The sequence below is a fragment of the Mesorhizobium sp. B2-5-3 genome, from assembly GCF_006441005.1.
Lineage (GTDB): Bacteria > Pseudomonadota > Alphaproteobacteria > Rhizobiales > Rhizobiaceae > Mesorhizobium.
The window spans coordinates 39039-56083 of the sequence record NZ_VFUS01000011.1 but is presented as its reverse complement, the minus strand read 5'-3'; the positions used below and the strand labels follow the sequence as shown (position 1 = coordinate 56083).

Annotated in this window: 14 protein-coding genes; 3 read left to right on the top strand and 11 right to left on the bottom strand. The window is 63.2% G+C overall.

Annotated elements, in window-relative coordinates:
• The first annotated feature begins 177 nt into the window (after positions 1 to 177).
• On the top strand, positions 178 to 921 hold the full coding sequence (gene lexA / locus FJ867_RS22970; RefSeq protein WP_140498674.1) for a transcriptional repressor LexA: 744 nt from the start codon (positions 178 to 180) through the stop codon (positions 919 to 921).
• Here the strand turns inward: lexA and FJ867_RS22965 are convergent.
• Positions 915 to 3365: a ComEC/Rec2 family competence protein gene (locus FJ867_RS22965; RefSeq protein ID WP_140818704.1), complete on the bottom strand. Its 2451-nt coding sequence runs from the start codon at positions 3363 to 3365 to the stop codon at positions 915 to 917. The genes lexA and FJ867_RS22965 overlap by 7 nt on opposite strands.
• Positions 3366 to 3468: 103 nt before the next feature.
• Here FJ867_RS22965 and gltX point away from each other — a divergent pair, with 103 nt between their 5' ends.
• Both gltX and gltA read left to right on the top strand, forming a co-directional pair.
• The gene (gene gltX / locus FJ867_RS22960) at positions 3469 to 4893 is read left to right on the top strand and encodes a glutamate--tRNA ligase (protein ID WP_140557159.1); all 1425 of its coding nucleotides are present in this window, start codon (positions 3469 to 3471) and stop codon (positions 4891 to 4893) included.
• 182 nt (positions 4894 to 5075) lie between these two features.
• Positions 5076 to 6404: a citrate synthase gene (gltA, locus tag FJ867_RS22955; protein WP_140498678.1), complete on the top strand. Its 1329-nt coding sequence runs from the start codon at positions 5076 to 5078 to the stop codon at positions 6402 to 6404.
• A 77-nt stretch (positions 6405 to 6481) separates the two neighbouring features.
• On the opposite strand, the gene lpxB is transcribed toward gltA, so the two are convergent.
• From lpxB to frr, 10 genes are all read right to left on the bottom strand, one after another.
• On the bottom strand, positions 6482 to 7660 hold the full coding sequence (lpxB, locus tag FJ867_RS22950; RefSeq protein ID WP_140557157.1) for a lipid-A-disaccharide synthase: 1179 nt from the start codon (positions 7658 to 7660) through the stop codon (positions 6482 to 6484).
• The gene (locus FJ867_RS22945) at positions 7653 to 8567 is read right to left on the bottom strand and encodes an LpxI family protein (protein WP_140818702.1); all 915 of its coding nucleotides are present in this window, start codon (positions 8565 to 8567) and stop codon (positions 7653 to 7655) included. Before FJ867_RS22945 ends, lpxB begins: the two co-directional genes overlap by 8 nt.
• Positions 8539 to 9372, bottom strand: coding sequence for an acyl-ACP--UDP-N-acetylglucosamine O-acyltransferase (lpxA, locus tag FJ867_RS22940; RefSeq protein WP_140498684.1), 834 nt, complete (start codon positions 9370 to 9372; stop codon positions 8539 to 8541). Before lpxA ends, FJ867_RS22945 begins: the two co-directional genes overlap by 29 nt.
• Before the next feature lie 13 nt (positions 9373 to 9385).
• Entirely contained in the window at positions 9386 to 9850 is a 465-nt protein-coding gene (gene fabZ, locus FJ867_RS22935; RefSeq protein ID WP_140498686.1) for a 3-hydroxyacyl-ACP dehydratase FabZ, read from the bottom strand.
• Positions 9843 to 10901 (bottom strand): UDP-3-O-(3-hydroxymyristoyl)glucosamine N-acyltransferase, encoded by a 1059-nt coding sequence (gene lpxD / locus FJ867_RS22930; RefSeq protein ID WP_140498688.1) that lies wholly within the window; start codon positions 10899 to 10901, stop codon positions 9843 to 9845. The genes fabZ and lpxD overlap by 8 nt, the downstream gene beginning before the upstream one ends.
• 76 nt (positions 10902 to 10977) lie before the next feature.
• Positions 10978 to 13350: an outer membrane protein assembly factor BamA gene (bamA, locus tag FJ867_RS22925; protein ID WP_140560947.1), complete on the bottom strand. Its 2373-nt coding sequence runs from the start codon at positions 13348 to 13350 to the stop codon at positions 10978 to 10980.
• A 217-nt stretch (positions 13351 to 13567) separates the two neighbouring features.
• Entirely contained in the window at positions 13568 to 14710 is a 1143-nt protein-coding gene (rseP, locus tag FJ867_RS22920) for an RIP metalloprotease RseP (protein WP_140525236.1), read from the bottom strand.
• Between the two features lie 100 nt (positions 14711 to 14810).
• Positions 14811 to 15626, bottom strand: a complete 816-nt coding sequence (locus tag FJ867_RS22915) for a phosphatidate cytidylyltransferase (RefSeq protein WP_140762101.1) — start codon at positions 15624 to 15626, stop codon at positions 14811 to 14813.
• Complete coding sequence (locus FJ867_RS22910; RefSeq protein WP_140498696.1) at positions 15623 to 16357, bottom strand: isoprenyl transferase; 735 nt, start codon at positions 16355 to 16357, stop codon at positions 15623 to 15625. Before FJ867_RS22910 ends, FJ867_RS22915 begins: the two co-directional genes overlap by 4 nt.
• A gap of 33 nt (positions 16358 to 16390) precedes the next feature.
• Positions 16391 to 16945, bottom strand: coding sequence for a ribosome recycling factor (gene frr / locus FJ867_RS22905; protein WP_140498698.1), 555 nt, complete (start codon positions 16943 to 16945; stop codon positions 16391 to 16393).
• Between the last annotated feature and the right edge of the window lie 100 nt (positions 16946 to 17045).

Genomic DNA, 17045 nt, shown 5'->3' with positions numbered 1-17045 from the left:
ACGACGGACCGCGCTGGCAGGATGCTGGCTGCGGGAGGGCATTTCGTTTCCGTCGCCTTAAGAAATTCATTAAACTTTAAATGGTTGCGGAACACAACTGGAACAGATAGTGTTTGTTCTGGGTTTGTTTTCTGATTCTGGTTCCAGACCCTTCGTGCAATGCCTTTGGGGGCCGCCATGCTCACGCGCAAGCAACATGAACTCTTGATGTTCATCCATGAACGGCTGAAGGAAAGCGGCATTCCGCCGTCCTTCGACGAGATGAAGGAAGCGCTGGACCTCGCCTCCAAGTCGGGAATTCATCGGCTGATCACGGCGTTGGAGGAGCGCGGCTTCATTCGCCGCCTGCCCAACCGGGCGCGCGCGCTGGAGGTGCTGCGCCTGCCGGACTCGATCGCGCCGGGTCTTAACGCGGCAAAGAAGTTCTCCCCGAGCGTCATCCAGGGCAGCCTCGGACAGGGCAGCAGCCCTAGCCGGCAGATCAAGCCGGCGACGTCTTCGCGTCTGCCCGCTGCCGGCAATGACGACGATGCGGTTTCAGCGGTGTCGATCCCGGTCATGGGTCGCATCGCAGCGGGTGTGCCGATCGACGCCATCCAGCATCAGACGCATTCCATTTCAGTGCCGCCTGACATGATCATGGGCGGCGAACACTATGCGCTGGAGGTCAAGGGCGATTCGATGATCGAGGCCGGCATTTTCGACGGCGACACGGTCATCATCCGCAATGCCGACACCGCAAGTCCCGGCGAGATCATCGTGGCCCTGGTGGACGAGGAGGAAGCAACGCTGAAGCGCTTCCGCCGAAAGGGTGCTTCGATTGCGCTCGAGGCTGCCAATCCGGCCTATGAAACACGTATTTTCGGACCGGACAGGGTCAAGGTGCAAGGCAAGCTGGTCGGCCTGATCAGGCGCTACTGAGCGGGGTCGGCGGTGGGCTTTTCGGGTTTACGGTAAGGCGGCAGTCCCCTTGCCTCGCGTGAGAATTTCCGCTGTTCGTGCCAAGGCCGATATGGCCTGTCGACGGCAAAGCTGACCCGTGCCGGTGCCGTCGCCGATTGCTGGTCGAAGAAGACGGCGGCACTTCCCTTACGAGCGAGCTGCCGCTTGGTGATGACGAGAACCAGCGGATTGTGGCAGGGATCGTAGCCTGCGGGGTCGTTGATGACGATCAGATCCGCATAGGAGCAGGCCCTCCAGGCGTCCTTGCGATCCTCCACCTGCGCGATGATCGCCCCCGAGGTATGCCGGGCCATGCACAGGCCCGTGAAGCAATAGAAAGGCGCTCCCGCCGGAAGTTGCGCGGGATCGAAGATGTCGAACTGTCGGTCTCCGCTGTCGAACAGTTCCGGCGCAACGATGGTTTCGGACTTCAGCGCGCGTTTCCAATTATCGACGGTGAATTCGTTCGGGCGCGCCCGGTTGATCGCGAGCTCGCCGCCGCCGATCGGCAACGCCACCAGGCGGGCATCCTCCGAAATCAGCACGTCCGGCGTGCGCGTGTCCGAGACGGTCAACAGGCCGGCGAGCGCGAAGGGAAGTGCCGCCAGCCGCAGCCATGTCGTGGCCATCGTCGCGATGACCAGGGCGATCGCCACCAGAAGGACGGATTGCTGCGAAATCAACCCGACCGCGTCGACCGGCGAGCGTTGCGAGATCCATCCTGATATGGCGATCATCGCGGTCAGTCCCTTCCCCATCAGATAAAGGGATGGTCCATCGAACCCGAACGGCATCAGCAGCGCGCTGGCAACCGCAAGGAACATCACGACCGAAACGATCGGCATGACGGCAAGATTGGCGAACAGGCTGAGCGGCGACACGCGCTGGAAATGCCAGATGGCGAAAAGCGCCGTGGCGCTTCCCGCGATAATCGAGGTCATCGCGAGCCCACCTGTCGCCAGCAGCAATTTTCGCGTCAGGAGGCCGGGCAAGGTCCGTTGCGGCGGCGGGGTCCGCGCTTTGTCGGCTTTGCGATCCGACCAGCCGGCATAGGCGCCCACCAGGGCCGCGGTGGCGGCGAACGACATCTGGAAGCTCGGCCCTACCACCTCGTGCGGCGACACCACGATGACGGCGATCGCCGAAATAGCCAGATTGCGCATGGTGAGTGCCGCCCGATCGAACAGAACGGCGATCAGCATCACCGCCAGCATGATGAAGCTGCGTTCGGCGGCGACAACGACGCCCGAAATGACGAGATAGGCGGCGATCGAGAAAAGTGCCGCCGCGGCCGCGTATTTCTTGACCGGCCGGCGGGAGGAAAAATTCGGAAACAGCGCGAAGCCGCCACGCAGCAGACCCATGACGGTGCCGGCGACCAGCGCCATGTGCAGCCCGGAAATTGAGATGATGTGGTAGATGCCGGTGCGTCGCATCGCTTCGTTGATCTCGTCGGGAATCCCGGCGCGCACACCCACGATCAGCGCCGCGGCGATCTCGCCCTCGGCACCGCCGATGCTGCCCCTGATATGGTCGGCAATGCTTTCGCGAGCACTCTCGATGGCGGCTGAAAGGGCGGCCCACAGCGGCCTGTCATCGGCTGAGACGATTTTGGGGTTGCCGAGAAAGAAGCCGCTGGCGCCTATGCCGGCGAAGTAGCTGTCGAAGGAAAAGTCGTAGCTGTCCGGCCGCACCGGTCCGGTCGGCGGCAACAGCCTGGCATAGCCGGTCACGAGCGAACCGGCCGTCACTTCAGCCGGCACCTTGCGTGCCGAAAGGCGAACGCGCTCGGGCGCGTAGCGTAGTTTCGGCCGCGCGGTCGATGTCACATCGATGGTCAGCCGGATGCGGCCGGTCTCCATCTGGTCGACCGAAACGACGCGGCCGGTGATTTGCGTGGAGATCTCCGAGCCCAGCATCCGCGTTCCCGCCCGCCACGTCTCGACTTTGCCGGCGAGCATGCCGAGCGCGCACAACAGCGCCGCCATGAAGCACAGATGCGTTTTCGGCCATGAGCGTGAAACGAGCGCGCACAGCGACATCAGGATCGCGACCGCGACAGGCTTGGCAAAGCCCGGCTCCGCCGCCAACGAAAAATACGCAATCGATCCGCATGCCAGGAACACCGGGACGAGCAGGAAGCCTATGCCCCGATCGAGTTCGAGCTCGGACGCTCTGGCCACGCCGTTGCGCAGACGAGGCCATGAAGCACGGCCGAACTCACGGCGCAGACGCACGGCCGCGCCGGCTGCGGGAATGCCGGGCGGCGTGGAAACATCCGCCGGCGGCGACTTGCCCGGCTGCTGTAGGGGCGGCAACGCCAGCGGCAATGAGGCGGGCGCGGGCATGGCAAAAAGAGAGCGTTCGCTGACGCCGGCAACGACGTCCTCGCCTTCCTCCGCGCCCCGGCCCGCTCCAGCCATCGGGTCTGCCCCTTGCGCCCTCGACACCCTATGCTACATGAACGCGCGACGCGCGAAAGTGCGTGTGATCCGCACCCCGCTCCAGACGTTTCCCGAGAGTTGTATGTCCGACAAGGTTGTCACCCGTTTTGCCCCCTCGCCCACCGGCTACCTGCACATCGGCGGCGCGCGTACGGCGCTCTTCAACTGGCTCTACGCCAAGCACACCGGCGGTACGATGCTGCTGCGCATCGAGGACACCGACCGCGAGCGCTCCACCGATGCGGCGACAGCAGCCATTCTCGAAGGACTGACTTGGCTCGGCCTCACCTGGGACGGCGACGCCGTCTCGCAGTTCGAGCGCGCGCCGCGCCATCGCGAGGTGGCCGAGGAGCTGGTGCGCATGGGCAAGGCTTACTACAGCTACGAGACCCCTGCCGAGCTTGAGGCAATGCGCGACGCGGCGCGGGTCAAGGGCCTGCCGCCGCGCTATGACGGAAGCTGGCGTGACCGCGACCCTTCGCAGGCGCCTCCTGGCGTCAAGGGCGCGATCCGCATCAAGGCGCCGACCAAAGGCGAGACGGTGGTGCATGACCGTGTCCAGGGCGACGTGCGCTTTCCCAACAAGGATCTGGACGACTTCATCATCCTGCGCTCGGACGGCAATCCGACCTACATGCATGCCGTCGTCGTTGACGACCACGACATGGGCGTCACCCACATCATCCGTGGCGACGACCACCTGACCAATGCCGCCCGCCAGACCGTGATCTACAACGCCATGGGCTGGGATGTGCCTTCAATGTCGCACATACCGCTGATCCACGGCGCCGACGGCGCCAAGCTGTCGAAGCGGCACGGCGCGCTGGGCGTGGAGGCCTACCGCGCCATGGGCTACCTGCCCGAAGCGCTGTTGAACTATCTGGCTCGGCTCGGCTGGAGCCACGGCGACGACGAGATCATGTCGATCCAGGACATGATCGCCTGGTTCGATATCGGCGATGTGAACAAGGGCGCCGCCCGCTTCGATTTCGCCAAGCTGGAGGCGCTAAACGGCGTCCACATGCGCCGCATGGGCGATGCCGAGCTGTTCGACATCTTCATCGCCACCTTGCCCTATCTCGAGGGCGGCCCGGCAATGGCCGCACGCCTCGACGACCGGAACAGGGCACAGTTGCTGGCAGCGTTGCCGGGGCTGAAGGAGCGCGCCAAGACGCTGGTCGAGCTTGTCGATGGCGCCGCCTTCCTGTTTGCCGCGCGGCCACTGCCGATCGACGAGAAGGCAGCCCTGCTGCTCAATGACGATGCGCGCAAGGTCCTGCGTGGCGCTCACGACGCCCTCGAGGCGGTTTCAGGCGACTGGACGGCGGCCTCGACTGAAGCCGCGATCCGCGACTATGCGACGGCCGGCGGCTACAAGCTCGGCGCCGTCGCCCAGCCCTTGCGCGCCGCCTTGACCGGCAAGAGCACCTCGCCCGGCGTCTTCGACGTTCTAGCCGTGCTTGGTCGCGAGGAGAGCCTGGCGCGCATCGCGGATCAAATCGATTAGGAGCAATCTGGCCCAAGAAGATTGGCATTGAAAGGCGCGTTTCGCAGTGCAACATTGAGCCTTGGCCCAATCTGGCACGCACTTCCTAAAATGCGGTCGCGAATACGCGCATTCGGTGACTTCGACGTGTCGCTTTGCAGAATTTGCCTTTGCCGGCATGAGGAAACAAGAAGGAGTTTGCAATGACCGAAGCTGCGACAAGACGGGAACTGGGCGGCAAGACCCAGGAAGCCACGGCAAAGCTGGAATTCGCCGGCAAGACGCACGAATTCAAGGTGCGAAGTGGTTCGGTCGGGCCTGACGTCATCGACATCGCCACGCTGTACAGCACCACCGGCGCCTTTACCTACGATCCCGGCTTCACTTCGACGGCAAGCTGCGAGTCCGAGATCACGTTCATCGATGGCGACGCCGGCATTCTCCTGCATCGCGGATATCCGATCGATCAGTTGGCCGAACATGGCGACTTCCTCGAAGTCTGCTATCTCCTGCTCTACGGCGAACTGCCGACCAAGGCGCAGAAGGACGATTTCGACTACCGCGTGACGCGCCACACCATGGTGCATGAGCAGATGTCGCGCTTCTTCACCGGCTTCCGCCGCGACGCGCATCCGATGGCGGTGATGTGCGGCGTGGTCGGCGCGCTGTCGGCCTTCTATCACGACTCCACCGACATCTCGGATCCTTACCAGCGCATGGTGGCGTCGATGCGGTTGATCGCCAAGATGCCGACGATCGCGGCCATGGCCTACAAATACCATATCGGCCAGCCCTTCATTTACCCGAAGAACGAACTGAATTTCGCCGCCAACTTCCTACACATGTGCTTTGCCGTGCCGTGCGAGGAATACAAAATCAATCCGGTCCTGGCGCGCGCCATGGAGCGCATCTTCATCCTGCACGCCGACCACGAGCAGAACGCTTCGACCTCTACCGTGCGGCTCGCCGGCTCGTCTGGCGCCAATCCGTTCGCCTGCATCGCCGCCGGCATCGCCTGCCTGTGGGGCCCGGCGCATGGCGGCGCCAACGAAGCGGCGCTGAACATGCTGGGCGAGATCGGCCATGTCGATCACATTCCGGAATTCATCGCCCGCGCCAAGGACAAGGACGATCCGTTCCGGCTGATGGGCTTTGGCCACCGCGTCTACAAGAACTACGATCCGCGCGCCAAGATCATGCAGAAGACCGCGCATGAGGTGCTGGGCGAACTCGGCATCAAGGACGATCCGCTGCTCGACATCGCCATGGAACTGGAGAAGATCGCACTCACCGATCCCTATTTCATCGAGAAGAAGCTCTACCCCAATGTCGACTTCTATTCCGGCATCACGCTGAAGGCGCTGGGCTTCCCCACCACCATGTTCACCGTGCTGTTCGCCGTCGCCCGCACCGTCGGCTGGATCGCGCAGTGGAAGGAGATGATTGAGGATCCGCGCCAGAAGATCGGCCGCCCCCGCCAGCTCTACACCGGCGCGCCGGAGCGAGACTATGTGCCGATCGCGAAGCGGTAAAAAGGAAGAAGTGAATAAGTGAGTAGTCAGTAGTCAGTAGGGAAAGAGCGGTAATCCTACTCACTACTCACTACTCACTACTCACTACTCACTCTCTTGATATACCCCATCACCACCTGCGCGGCGATGTCGCCTGACGGCTTGGCGGTTGTCATGCGCCGCGCGATCTCGGCGAACCCGTCCTTCTGCCATCTGCGCATGCCTGTGTCGGCGAACAGCGCTTCGAGTTGGCGGGCCAGATTGTTCGGCTTGACATACTCGTTGTAGAATTCCGGGATCAGCGCCCGATCCGATATCAGATTGGGTAGCAGCGCCGACCAGACCGAAACGAGATATGGCGCCACGATGCGCGCAACAGGGTCAAGCCGGTAGCAGGAGATCATCGGCACATCGGACAGCGCCAGTTCAAGCGAAACCGTGCCGGACGCGATCAGCGCCGCGTCAGCCTTGCCGAAGGCCTGCCACTTTCGCTCAGGGTCGAGGATGATCTCGGGCTTCTCGTCCCAGCGAGCGACCGCCGAGCGCACGACATCGGCGACATGCGGCACGGTCGGCAACATCAGCCGCAGGCGATGCCCGCGTGCCCGCAGCATCGACACGGTCTCCCCAAACGGCTCGAGCAGCCGCCGCACTTCGCTGCGTCGCGAGCCGGGCAGGACGAGCAGCGTCTTCAGGCGATCCGGCGAAAGATCCCGCGGTTGGGCCTGCGTCCTGGCTGCCGAGAGCACGCCCGCGTCATGGGTGAGGCGATGTCCGACATAGGTCCCTGGCGGTCCGCCGAGCCTGCCGAGCTCCTTCACCTCGAACGGCAGGATGCAGAGGATGTGGTCGACATAGGGCTTCATCGCCACCGCCCTGCCCGGCCGCCATGCCCAGACGCTGGGACAGACATAGTGGATGATCGGGATGGTGGGGTTGGCCGCGCGCACTTTCCTGGCCACGCGCAGCGAAAAGTCGGGGCTGTCGATGGTGATGAGGCAGTCGGGTTTCTCATCCGCGACCATCCTGGCCAGTTGGCCGATCCGCCGCATCAGCCGCGGCAGGTCTCGCAGAATGGCGCTGAAGCCCATGAGCGCGATCTCGCCGGCGTCGAACGGCGAGACCAGCCCGAGCGCCTGCAGATGGCGGCCGCCGAGACCGACGAGCTGCACCTCGCGGCCCGTCGACTGCTTGATCGAACGCACGATGTCGGCGCCAAGCAGGTCGCCGGATTCCTCGCCGGCCACGATTGCGATCTTCAGCGCCTTGTCAGCCATGCGCCGGCTCCCCTGCTGGCAGGCCGACGATGAACAGGCCGAGCGCATTCGCCCGCGACAGCGTCGCCGGCCCCTCCAGGATGAGAGAGCGCCCCGCCTCGACGGCAATTCCGGCAAGCCCCGCCGCATGCGCTGCTTCCACCGTCTGCGGCCCTATCGACGGCAGGTCGGCCCGCAGCTCCTGGCCGGGTTTGGCGCATTTGACCAGCACTCCGCGGGTCTTTCCGGCAAGCCTGCCATGGCCGCGCAGCGCGCGCGCTCTTTCGAGCAGGCCGCTCGTGCCTTCGATGCCTTCCAGCGCGATGGCCCGGCCTCCGATCGCAATCGCCGCCTGCCCGATATCAAGCGCGCCGATGGCCTTGGCGGCCAGCCTGGCCGCCTCGATGTCGCGCCAGTCCGATTGCTTTGGTTTCGCCGCGGTCAGCGTGCCTTCGCCGGCGGCCAGTTCGGGAACGACCTCATGCGCGCCGACCACTTTGATGCCCCGCTTCTCCAGGCCGCGTGTCACCACCTTCAAAAGTCCATCATCGCCGCGCGCCAGCGCCATGATCACCGATGGCACGATCGCCAGCAAGCCAAGGCTCAGGCGGATGTCGGTCAGCCGGGGCCGGCGTCTGATTTCGCCGGCAAGGATCACATGAGTGATGCCGTGGCGCTTCAGCGTCGCCACCAGTGAACCGATCTGCTCGAGGGCAAGGCTGCCGTGCTCGTATCGCAGCAACTCCTGCCGGCGATCGGCCTCGCCTTCCATCAAGAGGATAAAGGGCGGGTAGCCATGCGCGGCCAGGCCTTGAGCGACTTCCACCGGCAGGCTGCCGCCACCGGCGACGATGCCGACCCTGGCCCCCGGCGAGAGAACGAAATCCGCTGCCGCCGCCTCAGTCTTCGTCATCGCCGTCATCGCCATCGCTCCCCTTGAGCGATGGCACAGCATAGTGCCGCTTGCCGCGACTGGAGATGAAATCGATGATCTTCATGGCGGTCGGTGACGTGGCGAATTCCGCCTTGGCGAATTCGATGTTCTCGCCAACGGTGCGCGAGCGGTCGAATATTGTCTTATAGACCCTGCGCAGCAGATAGATCTCGGATCTTGGCAGACCGGAGCGCTTGAGCCCGATGATGTTGAGGCCGCGCAGGCTGGCCCGATTTCCCGCCGCCATGGCATAGGGAATGACATCACCCACAAAAGCCGAGCACCCGCCAAGAAAAGCGTTGTCGCCTACCCGCACGAATTGATGAACGGCGCTGAGACCGCCGATATAGACGTTGTCGCCGATTTCGCAGTGTCCGCCCAGCGTCGCGCCGTTGGCGAAGGTGGCGTTCTTGCCGACGACGCAGTCATGGGCGATGTGGGCGTAGGCGAGAAAATTCCCATTGTCGCCGACCGTCGTTTCGCCGCGGCTGGTATCGGTGCCGACATGCATGGTGACGCCTTCGCGGATCGTGCAGTTCTCGCCGATGACGAGCGTGGTGCGGCCGCCCTTGTGCTTGGTGTTCTGCGGCGGCCCGCCCAGTATCGCCATCGGATAGACCTTGGTCGACGCGCCGATCGTCGTCGCGCCTATCACCGAGACATGGCTGACCAGTTCAACGCCGTCGCCAATCACGGCATCTGCGCCGACATAACAGAGCGGTCCTATGCGGACGCCTTGGCCGATTTGAGCGCCTTCCTCCACGACGGAGGAAGGATGGATGGATGTCTTGATTTTCATAAGCATTCGATTGTCAGTCGCCGGTGACCATCATGGCTGAGATCTCAGCCTCGGCGGCCTTGTTGCCGTCGACCAGGGCTTCACAGGCGAATTTGAGCAGGTTGCCGCGTTTCTTGATTTTCTTGACATGGATCTTCAACTGATCGCCGGGAACGACCGGTTTGCGGAACTTGGCGTTGTCGATGGTCAGGAAATAGACCAGCGACGGCTTTTCAGTGCGAAGACTGCGGATGCAGATGGCCCCGGCAGTCTGTGCCATCGCCTCGACGATGAGCACGCCCGGCATGACCGGCTGCTCGGGGAAGTGACCCTGAAAATGCGGCTCGTTTATGGTCACGTTCTTGATGCCGGTGGCGGATTCGTCGCCATCAATGTCGACGATGCGGTCGATCATCAGGAACGGATAGCGATGCGGCAGGAGCTTCATCAGCCCCAATATGTCGACTGCTTCCAGCGTCGTCCCGGTGATGTCAGCCATTGCTCCCCTCGCCCTGTTTGCGGGTCCTGGCGAGCTTGCGCAGCATGGCTATCTCGCGCATGGCTTCCGCCATCGGCTGTGCCGGATAGCCGCCCCAGATCTCGCCCGCGGGCACATTGCTCATGAATCCGCTTCTCGCGGCAAGCTTCGCGCCCGACCCTATGGTCAGGTGATCCGCAAGCCCGACGCCGCCGCCCATGGTGACATTGTCGCCCACGACGACGGAACCGGAGATACCCGAAAGTCCGGCCACGATGCAGTTGCGGCCGATGCGGACGTTATGCGCGATCTGCACGAGATTGTCGATCTTGGTGCCCTGGCCGATGATCGTATCGGACATGGCGCCGCGGTCGACCGTGGAATTGGAACCGATCTCGACGTCGTCCTGGATGATGACGCGGCCGATCTGCGGAACACGTTCCGGCCCCTTGGCGCCGGCAACGAAGCCAAAGCCGTCCTGGCCGATCCGGGCGCCGCCATGGATGATGACGCGGTTGCCGATCAAGGCATATTGGACGCTGGCGCCCGGGCCGATATAGCCGTCACGCCCGATCTGGCAGGAACGGCCGACGACGGCGTGAGGCGCGATGACGGTGCCGGCGCCTATGGACACCGCAGGACCGATCACCGCGCCGGCTTCGACGACGGCACCTTCCTCGACATGTGCGCTCGGATCGATATGGGCATGCGGCGAGATACCGGTTTCACCGGTCATTGGCCCCGGGGTCGCCGCCGTCGGAAACAGCAGTCGTCCGACCAGCGCGAATGCCTGTTGCGGACGGGGATGTACAAGGACGGCGATGGCGGCAGGCGCCTTGCCGGCGAACTCCGCCGGGCACAGCACAGCGGCAGCCCGCAGCGACGGCATCAGCACGGAATTGCGTTTGCCATCGACGAAAACGAGCGCATTCTCGCCGCCTTCGTTGGCAGGCGCCAGCGCGTCGATGAAAACGCCGGACTGGCCGGAATCGACAAGCACCGAGCCGGTCAGATTCGCGACTTCGCCCGCCGTATACCGGCGTGATGGCGCGAAGAACACCGGATCGGTCATTCCAGAAGCTATATCCAGCTAGATCGGAACATTTTCTCCCGGACCTCAACGACCCGGGAGCATCGTCATCCGCCGGTCAGAAGCGGGTCGATATGCCGAAGTTGAATTCCTGCACGTCGTCCCTCGCTTCCTTCTTGACCGGGATCGCATAGTCGATACGGATCGGACCGAACGGCGAAGCCCACATCAGGCCGACACCGACCGAGGCGCGCCATTTCATGCCCACGGATGATTGGTCAACCAAATCATTGGCAACCTTGCTGCCATAGAGTGTTGCCGCGTCTGCAAAGACCGCGCCGCGCAGACCGAAGCTTTCTGGAACGACCGGCAGCGGGAATTGAGCCTCTGCCGACGCGTTGAAATAAGTGGTGCCGCCAAGGTGGTCACCCGCACCGTCGCTGTCGACTGGGCCGATGCCGCCATAAGCGAAACCGCGGATCATGCGATCGGTGCTCTGGAAGTGATCGAAGATGCGCAGATCGCCGTCGCCGCCGTAGCCTTCGACATGGCCGGCGCCGCCCGAAATGAGGCCGACAAGATCGAACTGCTCGGACAGCGTCTGATAGACGCTGCCGCGTCCGGTGACCTTCACGAACTTGGCGTCGCCACCGAGGCCGGCCACTTCAACCGTGGAGGTGGCATAGATACCCTCATGCGGGTTCTTCATGTCGTCGATGGTGTTATAAACCAGTCCCAGACTGACCGACGACTTGATCCAAGGGCTTTGCTCGATGCCATCCAACACGGCTCTGGAAATGTCGCAGGTGCCGCTGGGATCTACATCGGTGGCATCGCAACCGTCGTCTACCTCATACTTCTCCCGGGAGATATTGTAGGCCAGCTGGGTCGAGATGCTGTCTGTGATCGGCAGGCCGAAGCGCACCGTCGCGCCCACAGTATCGCTGTCGTAGTCGTCGTATTCCCTGGTCCGCTTGTAGATGTCGAAGCCGGCGGCGATACGGCGCCCGAGGAAATAGGGCTCGGTGAACGAAAGGCTGTAATCGCGCGAGTTCTTGCCGCCACCCGCCGACACCTTGATGAACTGGCCGCGGCCGAGGAAGTTGCGCTCGGTGATCGATCCTTCGACGGACGGACCGGCGGTATCGCCACCGGTCGAATAGCCGGCGCCGACCGAGAACTCACCGGTCGACTTTTCGACCACGTCGACCACCAGCACGACCTGGTCCGGCGCCGACCCGGGGACCGTCGAAACCTCGACTTTGTCAAAGTAATTGAGATCTTCCAGCCGCTTCTTCGCGCGTTGGATCAGCACCTGGTTGAACGCGTCGCCTTCGCTGACGTCGAACTCGCGGCGGATGACATAGTCGCGCGTGCGGTCATTGCCGCGGATCTCGATGCGCTCGACATAGGCCTTGGTGCCCTGGTCGATGGTGTAGACCACCGAAATCGTATGATTCTCGAAATTGCGGTCGCCACGCGGCGTGACCTGCGCGAAGGCGTAGCCGGAGCCGGCCACCTTCTCGGTCAGGGCAATGATGGTGTCCTCGACGTTCTTGGCGTTGTAGACGTCGCCCTTGTGGGTCTCGACCACCGATTCCAGCGCCTTCGAGTCGACTTCCGGAATCGTGCTTTCGACGCTGATGTCGCCGAACGTATAACGCTCGCCTTCCTGGACGGTTATGGTGACCGTGTACTTGTTGGTCGCGTTGTCGAGTTCGCCGACAGCGGACACGACCTGGAAGTCGGCATAGCCGTGATTGTAGTAGAAGCGCCGCAGCAGCTCCTGGTCGGCGCGCAGCTTGTCGTCGTCATAGACGTCGTCGCGCAGGATGAACGAAACCCAGGACGAGCGCTTGGTCGTGATCACATCTGACAGGCGGCGGCTCGAATAAGCGCTGTTGCCGACGAAATTGATCGCCGCGATCTGCGTGCGATCACCTTCATTGACATGGAAGACCACGTTCACGCGGTTGTCGCCGAGCTGCATGACCTCGGTGGTCACGGCGGCATCGTCACGGCCGATACGTCTGTAGGCGGCCTTGACCGACTCTACATCGGCGTCGAGCGCCGCCTGCGAGAACGTGCCGCGCGGCTTCAACTGCACGGCAGCCGCAAGCGCGTTGTCCTTGAGCTTCTTGTTGCCCTGGAACAGCACCTGGTTGACGACCTGGTACTCGGAAACCTTGACCACCAACGTCGAACCGACCTGATTGATCTGCACATCCGAGAACAACCCGGTTCCGAACAGCGCCTTGACCGCGCTGTCGATGTCGGAGCTTGAGAAGGATTTGCCCGGCTTGATGGTGATGTAGTTGCGGATGGTATCGGCGTCGACACGTTGGTTGCCGCTCACCTCCACCCTGCTGACGACAGCGGCTTCGGCCGCCGATGTGGCAACGAACTGCACTGCGAGCGCACCTGGCACGACTAAAGCCGCGGACAGGGCTGCCGCGGAAGCGGCGCTCAAAAACTTGGATGCTGCCTTCATCGGGCTTAATAACCTTTTCTCGTAGTCCCCACGGCGAGAAAACCGGACGTGCGGTAATTTCTCGTACCGTATTAACCGGATTTTCCCTACACGCAAGGCTTCTGGTTAATTTGTATTTACTTAACCCTGGTGCGTGGCTTTCGCGTCACTCATATCCCCGTGCATGGTAAACGGCGTCTCAACATCGACCATGCCGAAGCCAAATTTCTTCATGATTTCAGCATCCAAACAGATCGTTCCAGAATACGAAACCCATGAAGCCCAAAACCAGAAGCAGACCGGCCCGATAGGCCATTTCCATCATCCGTTCCGACACCGGCCGGCGGATGACGGCCTCCACGCCGTAGAACAGGAGATGGCCGCCGTCGAGGGGGGGAATCGGCAAAAGATTGAGGATGCCGATGCCCACGGACAGCAGCGCAACGAGCTGCACGAGCCATTCGAAGCCGAGCTTCGCCGCCTTGCCGGCCATGTCCGCGATCTTCACCGGGCCGCCGAGCTGGCACTTGTCCTCGCGCCCGACGACGAAACGCTGCAGGAACTGGCCGGTGCGCTGGATGACGTGCCCGGTTTCCTCCACCGCCGCGGTCAACGCGCCGGCGGGGCTGTAGGTGATCAGCCTGGGCTGGCCGAGTTCCTGGTTGTTGACGACGCCGATCACGGCCACCTTGACCTTGTTGCCAAGCGCGTCCTGCTGCTCCATCAGCTGCGGCGTGGCGGTCACGGTCACTTCCTTGCCGTCGCGCAGCATGACGAAGGTGATGCTGTCGCCGGCCCGGCCCGAAACCAGGCGTTGGACGTCACCGAAGGTTTCGATCTTGCTGCCGTCGACGCTGACGAATCGGTCGCCGGGCAGGATGCCGGCTTTCGCCGCCGGGCTGCCGGCGGTCACCTCGGCCACCATGGGTTCCGCGACATAGCGGCCATAGGCTGAAAACAGCACCGAAAAGACGACGATCGTCAGCAGGAAATTGAACAGCGGCCCGGCCACGACCGTCGCCGCCCGCTTCCAGATCGGCTGGGTGTGAAAGGCGACCTTGCGTTCCTCGTCGGTCAGCGTTTCGATCTCTTCCGTCGACGGCTGGCTGGAGGTGGCGTTCATGTCGCCGACGAATTTGACATAGCCGCCAAGCGGTATGGCGCAGAGCTTCCAGCGCGTGCCGTGCCTGTCGTTGAAGCCGAAGAGTTCCGGGCCGAAACCGATCGAAAAGGCCCTGACGCCGATGCCGCACCAGCGGCCAACGAGATAGTGGCCCATCTCGTGGACGAACACGACCACGGTCAGCACGAACAGGAAGGGCACGAGCGTGCCGAGAAGGAAGCCTTCCATGCCGAAGATCGCGTGAAGAATCTCGTTCAACTCAAATCCTCAGTTCTTCCGCGACACCGTTGCGCCGCGACTGTGACATCAATCCAGGCGAATCCAAGGCGCGCCCGCATCGATCGTGGAACGATGCCGTTCAAATGGGAAACAGCCCCTGTGCCGGCTGATCGGCGCCCGCCGAAATCCAGCCGATGACGTATAGGGCGAAAGCCGCCGCGACAAGCCCGTCGACACGGTCCATGACGCCGCCATGGCCCGGAATGAGCGTGCCCGAATCCTTGCGGCCGTGGCGGCGCTTGACCCAGGATTCCAGGAGGTCGCCAGCCTGGGAGACGATTGAAAGCGCGAGCGCGACGAGACCGAGCATTGGCAGGTTGCCCGCACCGGCGGCGACGGCCAGGATGAGCCCCGCAACGACCCCGCCCACGGCGCCGCCGAGCGCGCCACTTCGCGTCTTGCCGGGAGAGATGGACGGCGCCAGCCTCGGGCCACCGACGGCCCGGCCGACGAAATAGGCAAAGATGTCGGTCGCCCAGACCACCGCGAACAGGAACAGGATGGCGACGAGGCCGGAATGGTCGCCGTCACGCAGAAGCGCAAGGGAAAGACCCGAGACGGCTGCATAGGCAAGGCCGGAGGCATCCCACTGCCCGGCCCCGCGCAGTTGGGCGGCGATGGCCGTGACGGCGACCAGTGCAGCCACCAGAAGCAGCAGCCACAAGGCAGGCAGGCCGGCGATCAGGGCGCCGAGAAACACCAGCAGCAGCGCTTCCGGCAAAAAACCGAGCCCGGTCGTCCCGGAAGGGCGAGACATGCGCGTCCATTCGTAGAAGATCACCGCCGAAATCGCGGCTGAAAGCAGCCGGAACGGCAGGCCGCCGAACCAGGTCAGGCCAAGCGTCGCGATGGCAAGCACGACCGCCGAAAGAACGCGAAGCTGGAGATTGCTCATCCCGCGGCCGGCCGCGAAGCGACATCTTGCGGATCCAGCCCGCCAAAACGGCGTTCGCGCCCGGCGAACTCGCGCAAGGCCTCGGCTAGATGCTCTCGGCTGAAATCGGGCCAATAGCAGGGCAGGAACACAAGCTCGCTATAGGCAGCCTGCCACAGAAGAAAATTGGAAAGGCGAAGCTCACCGCTGGTGCGTATGACCAGTTCGGGATCGGGAACGCCTTGCGTGTCGAGGCAGCCGGCAAAGGATTCGGCGGTGATCGCCTCGCTGTCGAGCTCGCCGCGCGCGACGGCCGAGGCAAGCTTGCGCGCCGTGCGCACGATCTCGTCGCGTCCGCCGTAGTTGAAGGCGATGATCAGCGTCAGCGCCTCGTTGGCCGAGGTCAGCGCTTCGGCTTCTTCCAGTAGGAGCCTGATATCCGGCTGCAGCCCAGCCCTGTCACCGATGATCCTCACGCGCACGCCGCTGCGGTGCAGTTCGGCGAGATCGCGGCGGATGAACAGCTTCAACAGACCCATCAGGTCGCTGACTTCGGATTTCGGCCGCGACCAATTTTCCGAAGAGAAGGCATAGACAGTCAGGTAGGAAATGCCGAGATCGGGCGCGGCGCGCACCGTCTTGCGCAGTGCTTCTACGCCCGCGCGATGGCCGGCGAGCCGCGGCATGCCGCGCGCCTTGGCCCAGCGTCCGTTTCCATCCATGATGATCGCGACATGCGCGGGCGTTGCCATGATCTCGCTTTCGGGCCAGCCGCCGGCCAGACCCTAAACCTGCATGATTTCAGCTTCCTTGTCGGAAAGCAGGTGGTCGATGGTGCTGATCGTTTCGTCGGTAAGCTTCTGGACCTGGTCGGAGCGCTTGCGCTGATCGTCCTCGCTGATGACGCCGTCCTTCTCCGCCTTCTTCAGGAAGTCCATGCCGTCGCGGCGCACATGGCGCGCTGCGACACGGGCGTTCTCGGCGTAGCCATGCGAGATCTTGACGAGTTCCTTACGGCGCTGCTCGTTGAGTTCCGGAAGCGGAATCCTGAGATTGGTGCCGTCCACGATAGGATTGAAGCCCAGATTGGATTCGCGAATGGCGCGATCGACCGCGCCCACCATCGACTTGTCCCAGACCGACACCGAAATCATGCGCGGCTCAGGCACCGTGACATTGGCCACCTGGTTGATCGGCATGCTGGTGCCATAGGCCTGCACCTGGATAGCGTCGAGCAGGTTGCTGGAAGCGCGACCGGTCCGCAGCGAAGCCAGGTCATGCTTGAACGCGGCGATTGCCCCATCCATGCGCCGCTTGAGATCGTCGTACTCACCACTCATCTTAGTCTCCTCGACCCGTCTGACGCGGGTTCACTGCTTTCGGGGCAAGGCCCCGTGTTCGAGCCTGATTTCGAAACCGGTTTTCGCCTTTTCCGCGATC

Bases quoted from the DNA above. Each gene is read 5' to 3' on its own strand.
- FJ867_RS22965 (WP_140818704.1), bottom strand. From the start codon at position 3,365: ATGGCTGGAGCGGGCCGGGGCGCGGAGGAAGGCGAGGACGTCGTTGCC.
- fabZ (WP_140498686.1), bottom strand. From the start codon at position 9,850: ATGGCTGACATCACCGGGACGACGCTGGAAGCAGTCGACATATTGGGG.
- FJ867_RS22915 (WP_140762101.1), bottom strand. From the start codon at position 15,626: ATGAGCAATCTCCAGCTTCGCGTTCTTTCGGCGGTCGTGCTTGCCATC.
- lexA (WP_140498674.1), top strand. From the start codon at position 178: ATGCTCACGCGCAAGCAACATGAACTCTTGATGTTCATCCATGAACGG.
- gltX (WP_140557159.1), top strand. From the start codon at position 3,469: ATGTCCGACAAGGTTGTCACCCGTTTTGCCCCCTCGCCCACCGGCTAC.
- lpxB (WP_140557157.1), bottom strand. From the start codon at position 7,660: ATGGCTGACAAGGCGCTGAAGATCGCAATCGTGGCCGGCGAGGAATCC.
- gltA (WP_140498678.1), top strand. From the start codon at position 5,076: ATGACCGAAGCTGCGACAAGACGGGAACTGGGCGGCAAGACCCAGGAA.
- bamA (WP_140560947.1), bottom strand. From the start codon at position 13,350: ATGAAGGCAGCATCCAAGTTTTTGAGCGCCGCTTCCGCGGCAGCCCTG.
- FJ867_RS22945 (WP_140818702.1), bottom strand. From the start codon at position 8,567: ATGGCGATGACGGCGATGACGAAGACTGAGGCGGCGGCAGCGGATTTC.
- lpxD (WP_140498688.1), bottom strand. From the start codon at position 10,901: ATGACCGATCCGGTGTTCTTCGCGCCATCACGCCGGTATACGGCGGGC.
- FJ867_RS22910 (WP_140498696.1), bottom strand. From the start codon at position 16,357: ATGGCAACGCCCGCGCATGTCGCGATCATCATGGATGGAAACGGACGC.
- lpxA (WP_140498684.1), bottom strand. From the start codon at position 9,372: ATGAAAATCAAGACATCCATCCATCCTTCCTCCGTCGTGGAGGAAGGC.
- frr (WP_140498698.1), bottom strand. From the start codon at position 16,945: ATGAGTGGTGAGTACGACGATCTCAAGCGGCGCATGGATGGGGCAATC.